9 protein-coding genes and 1 pseudogene are annotated in these 13,609 nt (G+C 44.6%); 5 read left to right on the forward strand and 5 right to left on the reverse strand.

Annotated elements, in window-relative coordinates; all coding sequences use genetic code 11:
• The 3 genes and pseudogenes from ACKTT2_RS14520 to ACKTT2_RS14530 all read left to right on the forward strand — a co-directional run.
• A pseudogene (locus ACKTT2_RS14520) lies at positions 1–1,049 on the forward strand (hypothetical protein); the annotation flags it as partial.
• 120 nt (positions 1,050–1,169) lie between these two features.
• The gene (locus tag ACKTT2_RS14525) at positions 1,170–1,772 is read left to right on the forward strand and encodes an IS607 family transposase (RefSeq protein ID WP_407887991.1); all 603 of its coding nucleotides are present in this window, start codon (positions 1,170–1,172) and stop codon (positions 1,770–1,772) included.
• Between the two features lie 93 nt (positions 1,773–1,865).
• Positions 1,866–2,972 carry an RNA-guided endonuclease InsQ/TnpB family protein gene (locus tag ACKTT2_RS14530; protein WP_407887993.1) on the forward strand — a complete coding sequence of 369 codons (1,107 nt, stop codon included), beginning with the start codon at positions 1,866–1,868 and terminating at the stop codon, positions 2,970–2,972.
• Positions 2,973–3,447: 475 nt separating this feature from the next.
• Here ACKTT2_RS14530 and ACKTT2_RS14535 read toward each other — a convergent pair whose 3' ends face one another.
• Positions 3,448–3,801, reverse strand: a complete 354-nt coding sequence (locus tag ACKTT2_RS14535) for a hypothetical protein (protein WP_407887995.1) — start codon at positions 3,799–3,801, stop codon at positions 3,448–3,450.
• Positions 3,802–4,087: 286 nt separating this feature from the next.
• Positions 4,088–5,725 (reverse strand): alpha-keto acid decarboxylase family protein, encoded by a 1,638-nt coding sequence (locus ACKTT2_RS14540; RefSeq protein WP_407887997.1) that lies wholly within the window; start codon positions 5,723–5,725, stop codon positions 4,088–4,090.
• A 373-nt stretch (positions 5,726–6,098) separates the two neighbouring features.
• Here ACKTT2_RS14540 and ACKTT2_RS14545 point away from each other — a divergent pair, with 373 nt between their 5' ends.
• Positions 6,099–6,302: a hypothetical protein gene (locus ACKTT2_RS14545; RefSeq protein ID WP_407887999.1), complete on the forward strand. Its 204-nt coding sequence runs from the start codon at positions 6,099–6,101 to the stop codon at positions 6,300–6,302.
• On the opposite strand, the gene ACKTT2_RS14550 is transcribed toward ACKTT2_RS14545, so the two are convergent.
• Positions 6,295–6,900 (reverse strand): malic enzyme-like NAD(P)-binding protein, encoded by a 606-nt coding sequence (locus ACKTT2_RS14550; RefSeq protein WP_407888054.1) that lies wholly within the window; start codon positions 6,898–6,900, stop codon positions 6,295–6,297. The genes ACKTT2_RS14545 and ACKTT2_RS14550 overlap by 8 nt on opposite strands.
• A 2-nt stretch (positions 6,901–6,902) precedes the next feature.
• On the reverse strand, positions 6,903–8,288 hold the full coding sequence (locus tag ACKTT2_RS14555; protein WP_407888001.1) for a class II fumarate hydratase: 1,386 nt from the start codon (positions 8,286–8,288) through the stop codon (positions 6,903–6,905).
• A 649-nt stretch (positions 8,289–8,937) separates the two neighbouring features.
• On the opposite strand from ACKTT2_RS14555, the gene ACKTT2_RS14560 reads away from it, so the two are divergent.
• On the forward strand, positions 8,938–9,420 hold the full coding sequence (locus ACKTT2_RS14560) for a hypothetical protein (RefSeq protein ID WP_407888003.1): 483 nt from the start codon (positions 8,938–8,940) through the stop codon (positions 9,418–9,420).
• A 55-nt stretch (positions 9,421–9,475) separates the two neighbouring features.
• Here ACKTT2_RS14560 and ACKTT2_RS14565 read toward each other — a convergent pair whose 3' ends face one another.
• Complete coding sequence (locus ACKTT2_RS14565) at positions 9,476–13,564, reverse strand: two-partner secretion domain-containing protein (RefSeq protein WP_407888005.1); 4,089 nt, start codon at positions 13,562–13,564, stop codon at positions 9,476–9,478.
• Positions 13,565–13,609: the final 45 nt, after the last annotated feature.

Genomic DNA, 13,609 nt, shown 5'->3' on the forward strand with positions numbered 1-13,609 from the left:
GAACGTATAACCGGTTCGATAGTGGTAATATTACTCTTAACGTCAATACCCTTAACATGACCGGTGGTGGAAAACTCCTTACCACTACCCATAGCAGTGGACGAGCAGGCAACACCATCATCAATGCCACCGACAAAATCACTATTTCTGGCTTTGACCCCACCTTCGCCGATCGAGTCGCTCGATTTGGTCAACTGACTAACACGATTAGTGCCAGCAGTGGGCTGTTTGCCAACACAGAACTCAACTCCACAGGACGCAGCGGTGATATCCATCTCAGTACCGAAACCCTCAACATTCAAAATCAGGCAAAAGTCAGCGTCAGCAGTTTGGGTACTGGCAGTGCAGGCAGTAACATCACCACCAATGCCACTGGAGCCAACATTCCCGGCGGCAACATTGGCATTGACACTCGCTTCTTGGTGGCGGTGCCGAACAAAGACAGTAACATCAGTGCCAATTCTGAGAACTTTCGCGGTGGTAATGTCCGCATCAATGCCTTTTCCATCTTTGGCATTCGGCCCAGCCTGGTTTCCACCCCTTTGAGTGAAATTACTGCCACAGGTGCAACTTCTGCATTGAGTGGCACGATTGATGTCATCACCGCAGGCATCGATCCAACCTCTGGGTTAGTGGCATTGCCCACTGACCTTGTAGATCGGTCCGGGTTGATTGCTCAAGGGTGTCCTGCGAACCAGGGTAACTCCTTCGTCATCACAGGTCGCGGAGGCTTGCCGCCCACACCGGAACAGCAATTAGACGATGATGCGGAGTGGAGCGATCGGCGCAGGCTGGTTGTGGGTCAGCAGGCTGATAAGGGAGGACACGGAGACACGGGGACGCAAAGACGCAGGGTTTCTCAAAATTTACAATTCAAAACTCAAAATTCAAAACTTCGCGACACCCCTATCATCGAAGCCACCGGAATCCAAGTAACTCCCACTCGAGAGGTGTTTCTCGTTGCTGATTCCTCTAGCCCAGTTATGCAGAATCTGTTGAATCGATCGGCTGTCTGTTCAGAAGGGAAAAGTAGTCAATCGCTTAAGTGAGCAAACTTACTTATCTTCCCTGGTTTGATGGCACGATCCAAACAACACAATTTTGGTATGAGGTAACTTCAATAAAAGTATAGTCTAATATAATCAGATAACGTCATTTATTTGAAACTTATGAAATTATCTGATTATGCAAAATATCTAGGGGTATCGTACCAAACGGCATGGAGACAATTTAAAAAAGGTGTGTTACCTCATAGAGCATATCAACTTAAATCGGGAACGGTAATTGTAGACTTCGATCCAAATCAAGGAAATCCAGTATTGGGAATGACAAAAAGAGCAGCAATTTATGCGCGTGTTTCCAGTGCTGAAAATAAAACTAACTTAGATTCACAAGCAGAGAGATTGACTCAATACGCAGCTGCCAAAGGATATCAAGTTGTCAAAATCGTCAAAGAAGTTGGGAGTGGGTTAAATGACTCTAGAAGACAACTAGCGAGTCTTTTATCTCAGTCAGGATACGAAGTTTTAATCGTAGAACATAAAGATAGATTAGCTCGCTTTGGGACTAACTACATTGATTTACTGCTGAAACGGTTGGGAATTACGCTTGAAGTCGTTAATTTATCGGAAAATGGCACAGATGAACTTATGACAGATTTAGTTTCAATAATTAGATCATTTGCTGCAAGACTTTACGGGCAAAGAAGAGCAAAGCGTAAAACAGAGAAGATTATCGCAGAGCTGCAATCTAATTCTAATACTGACGAATAGGCGGAATTTAAGTGTAAAGAAGTGTAAAAATATTATCAAAAATCAGCTTATATAGTCGTTTGTAGATTAATCTAGAAATAGGAGGTGATAATAATGCAGTTAGTGGAACAACGAATTATCAAGATTGGACATCCGGCGTGGGAACAAATAGATGAGATGTCATTTGCCGCCAAAAATTTGTGGAATGCAGCGCAGTACTCAATCCGGCAATCATTTATCTATGGACATGGAGTACCATCCTATAACCAAATGGATAAGTTAATGCAGCCCACAGAGCAATATAAATCGTTGCCTGCTAAAGTAGCACAACAAGTACTTAAATTATTAGATAAATCATGGAAATCCTATAATGAAGCAATAACAGTATTTCGTCTGGAGCCATCCAAATTTACAGGGTTACCTAAAATCCCCGGTTACAAGAAAAAAGATGGCAGAGCTTTACTGGTATTTACAGAGCAATCTACCTCAAAAAAGGTTTTCAAAAAAACGGGACAAATTAAACTGACAGATATCGATTACAAGTTTGATACTCAGATTCAAGACATTGAACAATCGAAATACTGTCAATCACGTATAGTCCCCAAATTAGATCATTACGTTTTAGAAATAGTGTATGAGGTGCCAGATGTTGAATTAAATCAGTCAGAGAGAATAGCAGCGATCGATATGGGGATAGACAATTTAATGGCTGTAACATCAAATGTGCCTGGATTTCAACCAGTTCTCATTAATGGCAAACCATTAAAGAGTATAAACCAATTTTTCAACAAGAAACGTGCTCAGCTTCAATCTCGAAGTGGGATGCTCACATCAAAACGATTAAGAGCATTTACGACAGATCGCAATCTGAAAGTTAAAAATTACCTGCATCGTGCGAGTACTCACGTCATTGATTTGTTGGTAGCGAAAGAGATTACTAAACTGGTAATAGGTCATAATCCTGACTGGAAGCGCAATTGCAATATTGGTAGAGCTAATAATCAAGCTTTTATCCAAGTCCCTCACACTCAATTAATCGATATGCTTACATACAAAGGAGCAAGAGTAGGAATTGAAGTAATTGAACGTGAGGAGAGTTACACTAGTCGTGCATCGTTCTTAGATGATGATTTTATTCCTACTTATGGGAGCAAACCATCGGATTGGAAACCATCAGGTAAGCGCATTCCGAAGCGGTTTGTACAGATCCAAATCTGGTAGACTTATCAATGCCGATGTTCAAGCTAGTTTAAATATCCTAATTAAAGAATTCCCCAATGCCTTCGGGATAGGGGATAGGGAGGTCTTAGTTGACCCAATTCGGGTAAATTTAGGTGGTTTTAAAGCCCCAAGCTTGACGCCATTCTAAATGCCTTAAAAGTTCCGCGAACGAAGTAGCAGTTATCTATTATAGAAAGCTACGTCTGCCTATATTTGACTATCCGGAACTAAACTATCTAGTAAGCTTATATTTTTGAACGTAGAGAGAGGGGAAATTGATATAAAATGTTCGTTCAGTATCCAGGGTTAGCGCATCTCAAATGTTATTGACAAGGGGATAATGATGAAAAGATAATTTTCAGTCATGTACTGATGAACTGATATGAGTTTTAATCATGAATGACTTTGCAATAGAAGCAAAGCAAAAAACGATTTCAAATACTAATTACTCCCGGTTTGCTCATTTTCTAGACGGTTAGAAAAAATGGAACGGAAGAATTAGGGTTATAACGTTTGTACCAGATTGCGATCGCAAGCCCAGCAAATCAATCTTGAGTATTGGTCCACCACTTGCTATCATCCACAAAGCTAATGTCTCCCACAAAGATTGATTCCTCCAGCACGGATGCCCTCTGCCTCCTGCCTTTCTCCGATAAATTAAATGTTTTCTGACGTTTTCGTTTTCTGCTGCTTTTGATTTAGATCCGAAATCAAATTTTTCCCCAGAATCAAGTCTATGAGCTAATTTCAGTACTTGTGTTGCAATTAATTTTGGTACACGGATTGTCTGAAGTGTCTTTATTCTTCCAAATCGCCTTCCTGCCAGCATTTTCACGTCTTCCCCCCCTTCGATCTTGTTTTAATGCTTTTTTACTACTCATACACAGAATGAATTCATCACAAATTCATTTTACTTCTTTTAGTACCCAGGATACCTGATTTTTCTCTCTAATTCTCAATAAAAAATGTTATTGAGAATTTATTAACTGGAGATGAATTACTACAATCTTTACTATGCTTTGTTTTCAGACTTTTTCTTACATCGAAATCAGGTTTGTGTAGTATAAAATTAACCCCAATTCTGGCGTTTTATCTATTGACAAATGACGTTTTAGCTAATGAACCTGTTTGGCAAGTTCGCTGGTCATTCGCTGCAATGCGGGGGAGATATCATCTGAACCAATATGTACATCTAAGATACAAAAGCTTTCAGGATGCGATCGGCTTTCTAGGAGTGCGGCTTCTAACTCACCTTCTGTGTGAACGTCAAATCTACGACCCGCACCCAGTATCTCTGAAATTCGACTATATTGCCAGAGCCGAATATTATTGAATTTGCCATCAAGCAACGGACGCTCTGTTGCATATCCACCATTGTTGAGGACAATCACAATTGGATTAAGCCCATAGCGGGCGATTGTAGATAACTCCACCCCAGTCATTTGGAATGCACCATCACCCACTAACACGAGTGGACGAATGTGGGGATTGGCAAACTGAACACCCATAGCTCCAGGAACGGCAAACCCTAAAGAGGCATAGTAAGCAGGGGATAGAAATCGAGTTTTACCATGAACAAATAAATCTAATCCCCCAAACAGCGAATCTCCGATGTCTGCAAGGACTATCATGTCACTGTTGATAAAAGTGTTCAATCGCTCAAACAACCGTTTGATTGTGATTAGCTGATCGGGAATCGGAGAAAAAGAAGTAAGCGGTTGAGAACTATAGGAGAAACTGAGTTCTCGAAAGGAAATGTCAGCTTGAAGTAATCCTTGAACAAAATCTTGTAAACGAATCCCTTTATATTCGTGGGATTGAATCGACGTTTTTTCACTCATGACATAGATGGCACGGCTTGGATCGAGGTGAGCCGTAAACATCCCTAAATTCAAATCCATAAGAAAAACACCTAGCATAATCACGCAATCGCTAGACTCGACATACTGACGCGCAAACTCACTTCCCAAAGCGCCAGCATAGAGTCCTAGGTAGTTAGGGTGTAGTTCATTAATTACCGATTTACCTAAAATCGTATCTGCTACTGGGATATTTGTTGTTTCAGTCAACTGTAACAGTGCTTGCTGCAATCCAAATCGATGAATTTCCACATCGGCTAGAATCACAGGTTGATGGGCGGCACTAATTAGCCTCACAGTTTCCTCAAGGGCTGCTGCTAAAGAAGTTGGATCGCTGACATCTGGCTGAGGAATCCACTGATAATCTGGATTTCCCGGTTGATTGAGCATATCGCGAGGAATTTCGATGTAAACCGGGCGCTTGTAACGCAACGCAGTAGCAAGCACGCGATCGATTTCCTCAAATGCCTTGTTAGGGTCATCTAGTACCGTAGATGCAATGGTGAGTTCTTGAAAGATTTTGTACTGAGTATTAAAATCCTTTACTTTATGATGTAGCAATGGATGTTGAATGCGTTCATTCATACCTGGTGCGCCGCTAATTACGACTACGGGAGACTTTTCAGCATAAGCTTGAGCAGTAGTATTTGTTACTTTAAATCCACCTACACAATAAGTAATACAAACTGCACCTAATCCACGTAGACGAGCATAAGCATCTGCTGCAAACCCCGCACCTTGTTCATCACAGGTATTAATAAATTGGATCGGACTATTTTCTAACAACTTGTCAAAGCCTAGAACATAATCACCGGGTACACCGAAGATATGATGAACACCGTGTTCGTAAAGCCTTTTAATTAAGTAAGTTCCAATAGAATCTGCCGTTACCATATTGTTATTCCTCTTGATTTATCAGTGTTAGGGATGTCAAAAAAATAAATTACCCAATCTTGTGGTACGGGCGAGGATGCCCGTACCACAAGAGAAAGTTAATAACTTTTTTATTTGGAAGTCCTTTAGAATATTGCGAGTTATTGTGTTTTTGCTTCACCCTATGCCCTATGCTCAACCTTTACGAGTGTATTTAATTTAGTCGAGTTACTTATCAATGTTTGTATGAACTCAATATATACAATTGCCTCTCACTTGTCGTCCACTTTAAGTTGAGCTTTTTATTCAATAAAGTGATTGATGAAGCGGTCGATCTTAAAATAGAAAATAAGCTCCAACTAAAGTTGGAATCCAAATTCAAAGTAACTTTGTATTGCAGAAAAACCTTTATAAGGAAGTTTCTCCTGCTGCGAACATTTTTATCTGGCATTTGTTTCACCATGGTCTTAACTGCTTGACACTAGGACATATGCAGCCCCTTATCGGGCTGCCGCGATCGCGATTTTGCGCTGAAACTGCCGACGGTATCGTAAAGACAGTGTTAACACCGACAATAGCGATCGATTCTCTCAAATGAGCTTCTTATACTCCGGCTTGTAAATATGCTGACGAATGAATGCCTCTATGTCGGTAGGGCGATCGATCCGTGCCAACCCATTATCAAACACTAGTTTTGCCACCCGCACTGCTGTCTTAATCTCTATTTCCAGGATGTTCGACTGTAGTAGATAAATGAGTCCTTGTTTTAGCATCTCCACTGGTACTTGGTCGGCGACTGCTGCTGCTGCCTCAATGAACATCTCATCGGAGACACGCTTGGCTTGTGTGGCGTAGATGGCTAATCCAATTGCTGGAAAAATGTAGAAATTGTTGGCTTGTCCTGGTAAGAAAGTTTGACCGTTGAAGTGAACTGGCGGGAACTGAACCCCGGCAGCATAGATTGCTTTGCCCTTTGACCAAGTGTATGCTTGTTCGGGTGTACACTCTGCATGTTCGGTCGGGTTCGACAGCGCTAGAATCACAGGGTGCTCATTCAACCGCGACATAGTCTCGACAACCTTTTGAGTGAAAGCACCCCCGACCGTACTGACGCCGATAATCGTTGTCGGCTTGATGCTTTCAATTGCAGCAACAAAGTCTTTGGTCGGAGAGTGTGGGTGTGCATAAGGCTCGATCGCTACTTCGCAACGTAGGGATGAACCATCTTTGCCGGATCGACCACCCGATCGAACTCCTCGGCAGAAATATACCCTAGCTTCAGAGCAGCTTCCTTGAGTGTCAGATCGCGCTCGAGAGCATAGTGTGCAATTTGCGAGGCTTTGTCGTACCCAATGAGCGGACTCAGAGCAGTCACCAGCATTAGCGATCGCTCGACAAAAGTATTAATCTGTTTTTGGTTGACCTGCATTCCTGCCACCAAAAATCGACTAAAGTTCTGGCATCCATCAGTCATAATCCGAATCGAATGCATGATATTGTGAACGATCAGCGGCTTATAAACATTCATCTCCAGATAGCCACTTCCTCCACCAAACGACACCGCTACATCATTTGCCATCACTTGCACTGCAATCATTGCTAGGGCTTCACACTGGGTAGGATTCACCTTTCCCGGCATAATCGATGACCCTGGCTCATTGGCAGGAACATCTAGTTCGTGGAAACCACAGCGAGGTCCACAGCTCAGAAGACGAATGTCATTGGCAATTTTATACAAGGAGGTTGCTAGAGTTTTGAGCGCACCGCTAAGCATCACCAGTGCATCATGGCTGCCCTGCACCGTAAACTTGTTGGGAGCGGTAACAAAAGGTAGCCCTGTTAGCTGGGCAATTTCTGCGGCTACGGCTTCTGCAAATTCAGGTGTTGAGTTAATTCCTGTTCCAACTGCGGTTCCCCCTAATGCCAACCGATAGACCCCTTTTAAGCTATCAGTTAAACGCTCCAGGTTATCATCCAACAGTCCTACATAGCCAGAAAATTCTTGACCTAATGTCAGAGGGGTGGCATCTTGTAGATGGGTGCGACCAATCTTAACAACTTCTTTCCATGCTTTTACTTTCTCATTGAGGGAATCGCGTAATTCTTTCACTACAGGGATCAATTTCTCATTCACTCCCTGCGCTGCCGCAATGTACATTGCTGATGGAAATGAGTCGTTAGATGACTGGGACATATTCACATGATCGTTCGGATGCACAGGTGTCTTACTGCCGAGTGGATTTCCTGCTAATTGACAGCAACGATTGGAAATCACTTCGTTGACATTCATGTTGAATTGAGTGCCGCTTCCGGTCATCCACACGTGCAAAGGAAACTGCTCTGGATGTTGACCTAATAAAATCTCGTCACAAACCTCGCAAATAAGGTGCTTTTGTTCGTCACCCAATCGTCCTGCTTGATGATTGACAATCGCGGCTGCTTTCTTCAGCACTGCATAGGAAAGGATCATTTCCCGTGGAATTAAGTCGTCTCCGATGCTGAAGTGTTCGAGCGATCGCGCTCGTTTGCGCTCCCCAAAGTTTGTCTGTGGGAACCTCAACTTTGCCAAGGCTATCAGTTTCAATGCGAATTGTAGTCATAGTTAATCTGTAACTTTTGCTAATGCAGCTAAGAACAGAGGGTTTTTATGACACTAAATAGACAGTTTATTATGTCAAAGTGACTAAAAAAGTTGCAAAGCACGTCTAGTAAATCTAAAGCTTGTTTAGCTTAGTTTTACTTCTTTTGGAATGAAGCTTAACTTTGGCTTGTCAGCTTTGCTTGAGTACAGCAACTCTATTTATCATCAATTAAATTTCTTGATTTGAATAGGCAAGATAGTTATGTTAAAAACAAGTTACAGAAAATTTTATCTTGTTTGAATATTGTTCTACACGCCAATCAAAGCAAGAGCCGTAATCTCTCCAAAGTCATGGTAACAATTGCGCTGACAAAATTTTAGACGGTCTCTACATTAACGCAATATCAGGGTTTACAGCAGAGAGGAAACGTGTTTTTTGCTCCTGCTTTGACTACTGTACCAGCGTTCTAGACTCCGCTATGAACTGCTAATGAGTAACTGAATTTTCCAGTTAACTAGCTTATCTTGACTAGTACACATTTTGATTGCATTACATAATATTAGTAAGTGACGAGCCTTTAAAGCCTTAAATTCTATTTGAGAGAATGGCTCAAATAATCAAAGCTAGAAAATATTAACATAACAGTAAAAAATGATTCGATTACTTAGTAAGACAGCTTATATTACTACCTTAACAACTGTTATGGTATCAAGTTCATTGCTGCCTTCATTTGCTGCTTCCCCTAGTCTTGATGACGGTATTATCTGTATTGTAAAGAAGAAAGAAGGACGGGGACAAGTTTACTTTTATACTTCTTTAATTGATGGTAATACGTTTAAGAAGAAACAGCCAGTATCCGTAACAATGCTTGAAACTCAGTCTGAGATTACAGTAAGTGATTTGCTGATTCTTGATAAGAAAAAACAAAGTGTCTCGGTAACAAACATTGAGTCTGAGTCCATAACGAATCCAGAATTAGAACCAGTGGCGCTCGCTAAAACAAATTTGACGGGTAATAATGAGTTTAAAGGTCAAACTCAAACTGGGACACCAGTAACTTTTAAACTAAAAAATGATTACTCTAAATGGCAGTTAACTCATGCAGGGCAAACTTACTCTGGAGTTTGTCGTTAATTGGTAGTGCCAATGCAGCGATTGCATGAGAAGGGGTTAATTTTAGCTCAAGGGTTCACTGCCTACCGTTGCAGGCAGCTAGTTGATGCATTGAATTCTGCACGGCTGGGTTAGATGAGTTAGCAACCAGGAGGATTTCTCCCGTGGGTGTTCTCTGCCAGCCAGTTGCTTCCATGATTGGGGGGTAGGGGATCGAGGACGCGGAGCGGGTTGCGAGTGATTCCCCGTGTCCCTGTGTCCCCTTGTCTGCTTGTCTTTCTCTCCCAGCCACGACCAGCCTGCGCCGATCGCTCCACTCCGCATCATCGTCTAACTGTTGTTCGGGATTGGGCGGCAAACCACCGCGACCTGTGATGACGAAGGAGTTACCCTGGTTGGCTGAACACCCTTGAGCAATCAACCCTGATGAATCGACTAGGTCGGTCGGTAGTACCACTAAACCAGAGGTGGGGTCAATGCCAGCAGTGGTGACATCAATTGTGCCGCCCAAGGCAGATGTCGCACCTGTAGCAGTGATGTCGCTCAAGGGAGTGGAAATTAGATCGGGTAGAATGCCGAAGATGGAAGAGGCATTAATGCGAACATTGCCGCCGCGAAAATCTTCGGAGTTGGCGCTAATATTGCTGTCTTCACTGAGTACCGCAACTAAGAAGCGAGTATCAATGCCAATGTTACCACCGGGAATATTGCTGCCCCTCGCATTCGTAGTGATGTTACTGCCGTTGCGGAGAAGGATGAAGGGCGATCGCACATTAATATTCCCGCCACCACCAGTGGTGTCAGCGCGGATACTGCCTTGATTGTTGAGGGAGACGCGATCGGCGTCTACAAACAAAGTGCCTGCACGCCCAGTCCCGGAACTACTGACCGTCACTTCTGCCTGATTTTGAATGTTAAATGTGCCCGTTTTGAGAGTTAAGTTTCCACCCGCGCCGCTGCCTCCTGTTCCTGCCGCAATGATAGAACCATTTCCCGTGAGCGTGATGGATTCAGGCGCGGCGAGCGTCAGATCTCCCCCACGACCACTGCTAGAGGTAGAGGCAGAAATTTGTGCCCCGTCCTGAAGATTCACACGGACACGTTGACCATTCCCGCGTGGCTGAATCGTTAAATTACCCGCGTTCCCGGCACTAGTTGTGTCAGCAAAGAGACCACTGGTTGCGCCTGATAATTGCAAGTTTGGAGTCTTTACCGTGATGTCGCCTGCTCGACTGTTACTGGATGTTGTGGTGAGCAGTCGCCCGCCGCTGTTCACATTCACCGTATCCGCACTGGCTGTAATATTGCCCGCATTTCCATTGCCAGCGGTGGACGCTGAGAATTGAGCGTTATTCAGGACTGAGAGCGATCGCGCTTCAACAGCAATATCACCACCTCTACCCACCGCACCTTGCCCAAGGGTACTGATGGCATTGCCTCCATTAAACGAGACTGCATTACTCGCCCGAATCTGGATATTCCCCGCTCTACCTTGCCCTTGAGCAGTTGTGTTGATTGTCCCAGAATCAGAAACAAAGAGTGTTCCTGTGGTAATGCTCACGTTCCCTCCGTCTCCCACCGAGCCTAACTCCGCTGAGGTCCTCACCCCACTATAAGCGCTATAGTCACTATTAGGAGAAGTAGGAGGAGAATAACTAAGATAACTAGGAGCTGTGCCACTAATCTGAACCGCGTCACGAGCATTGATGGTGACATAACCAGCATTGCCCTGCCCTTGCGTGAAGGTATTGATAGCCCCCCCATTGGTCAAAAACAGCGAACCAGTCGTGATGCTAACATCTCCGCCTCGACCCACTCCTCGACGAGTAGGACTTGAAGACACGTATGTGAATATCTGGCTGGTCGATCGGAATGTACCATATAACAGATCCGATTCACCATCTATAGTGACGCGATCGCGAGCGTTAATCGTCACGCTGCCTGAATCTCCCTGTCCCGATGTATAGGAATTTAGAACACTGCCACGGGTGAGAGAAAAGTCGCCTGTAGTGATGTTGATACCGAAGTTAGTACTGACTTGAGAAAAGCCGTCAAGAGAGACGCTATTGCCAGCATTAATGTTCACGCTGCCTGAATTTTTCGGTGCAGACGCCCTGCTAGACAAGAAAGCACCTTGTGTGAGAGAAACGGTGTCACGGGCATTGATAGTGATATTGCCTGCATTTGCCAGACCAGTCCCGTAGGAAGATAGCTGACCCTGCTCAAGAGAAAATGAGCCAGTAATGATGTTAATATCGCCAGCATTACCGACACCTGTTAATTGCACCAGAGTCAATATACTACCGAAATCATCAAAGGAGACGGTATCGCGGGCATTGATATTCACAGTGCTGGAATTTCCCTGTCCATTCGAGAACGAAGTCAGCCCAGCGCCCCTGACAGAAAATGACCCTGTAGTGATGTCGATCTCGCCAGCATTGCCAATACCAGTCGATTGCACATTGTTGTAGATTCTACTGTTGTCAAAAGAGACGGCATCGCGGGCATTAATATTTATGCTGCCTGCGTTTCCCTGCCCACTTATCTCCGAACGCAGTTGAGCGTTATTAGTCAGAGAAAGCGACCCGGTGGTGATGTTAATCTCACCAGCGTTACCGATGCCCGTTAGTTGCACCGTATTGTGTACACTAGAGCTATCCAAAGAAACGCGATCGCCTGCTGTTAGATTGATGTTGCCGAGCTTTCCCTGTCCATTCAATAGGTTGATCGAGAAGCTATTATCACTGATTGTGAGCAAGCCCGTTGCATTCAGATCCAGATCTCTTTGGGTACCGGGTAATCTTGAAGCGCTGGGAATTCCCATCTGAAGCACACTTCTAGAGATATCAATGTTTCGGGCAAGAATTCTGATACTGCCACTGATTCCTGTCGCGTCAATGCCACTACCCTCGCTTAAGGAGACATCAGCTCGCACGACTTGATTGGGAAAACTCACAGCGATGTTGTTGCCATCCACATTCAGCCCCACCCGTCCCGACTGGGCGACTCCTCCCAACTCGACTCGACCATTAGGAGCCTGCAAATTTGACCCCTGGATCGTGACATTGCCACCCACCAGCGCTAGCGTTTTGCCCGGTTGCACCTGAAGCGGCGTGTGAGGGTTGAGAGTAATCGTATAACTAGCGCTGCCGCTGAGGTTATTCTTCGCATCCCACCCACTCAAGGGTAACTCGGAGCCTGAACCGTTCGGCGCACCCGAACTGCCAAAGATGTAACCCTGGGGACTGAGGGGGTTGTTAGGGACAAGGGAAATGCCCAGGTAATAGATGCCAGAGGCAGCCGGGATGAAGGGTTGGTTCAAGGGTACAGTCGATCGTAATAGCACGGCGTCAGCCGTGTCATCATTACTAGACAAACCCAAGCCACTGCCATTGAACAAGAACAACTGAGTGTCCAATGGCAGCTTAGTGCCATTCACCGTGGTCGCCGTGAATGGCACACCTTTGGTTAAGGTCACTTTGTACAGGTCAACATCGTCGCCATTGGCAAAATTGCCAGAGATTGTGTTAAAGGTTGTGCCATCAATCGCGTCGTTGGGCTGGGCTGTACTGAGAAGCTGACCGGCATTGCCAACTTCAGTGAACGGATTATTAGGAACAGGAGCCTGCACAACAATATCTCCTTGCCCACCGTTGAACTGCAAGCCGATCGGCACACTAATGGTCAATAGAGGAGGAGCCGAAGGATTGACCGCGTTGAACTCTGTGCCATCCGCAAACTGAATGCTGCTGGCTGTACTAGCCACAAACGAGCCACCAATATTCAAGCGGGCATTCGGTCCAAAGATAATTCCATTTGGGTTAATCAAAAATAAGTTTGCCGTGCCGTTCGCCCGAATCAAGCCGTTAATATTCGAGATTGACTGACCTGTAACACGTGTCAGGATGTTCTGCACATCAACCGCATTGTTGAAGAAGGCAGTCCCCCCCATGGGGATAGAAAACTGACTGAAGCTGTGGAAGAGATTGTCACCCCGTCTGGCTCCACCATCAATTTGCACATTGCCATTGCCTGTGACCAGCGATCGCTCCCCCACTGGCAACGTGGTATCAGGAACGACTTGCGCGGCGGTCGATTGAGCACAAAGCAATGCACTCATGATATTACCCGTCAAAACCCATGCCCTTAAACGCGATTGGTTCATTTTGCGACCTTGGTTCTACCGTCACGCTCGACTGACTACTTCCTA

It is taken from the genome of Scytonema hankhaensis NUACC26, from assembly GCF_045865695.1.
Taxonomy (GTDB): Bacteria; Cyanobacteriota; Cyanobacteriia; order Cyanobacteriales; family Nostocaceae; genus Scytonema.

Coding starts and splice junctions, on each gene's coding strand:
- ACKTT2_RS14525 (WP_407887991.1), top strand. CDS start 1,170: ATGAAATTATCTGATTATGCAAAATATCTAGGGGTATCGTACCAAACG.
- ACKTT2_RS14565 (WP_407888005.1), bottom strand. CDS start 13,564: ATGAACCAATCGCGTTTAAGGGCATGGGTTTTGACGGGTAATATCATG.
- ACKTT2_RS14530 (WP_407887993.1), top strand. CDS start 1,866: ATGCAGTTAGTGGAACAACGAATTATCAAGATTGGACATCCGGCGTGG.
- ACKTT2_RS14540 (WP_407887997.1), bottom strand. CDS start 5,725: ATGGTAACGGCAGATTCTATTGGAACTTACTTAATTAAAAGGCTTTAC.
- ACKTT2_RS14560 (WP_407888003.1), top strand. CDS start 8,938: ATGATTCGATTACTTAGTAAGACAGCTTATATTACTACCTTAACAACT.
- ACKTT2_RS14535 (WP_407887995.1), bottom strand. CDS start 3,801: ATGCTGGCAGGAAGGCGATTTGGAAGAATAAAGACACTTCAGACAATC.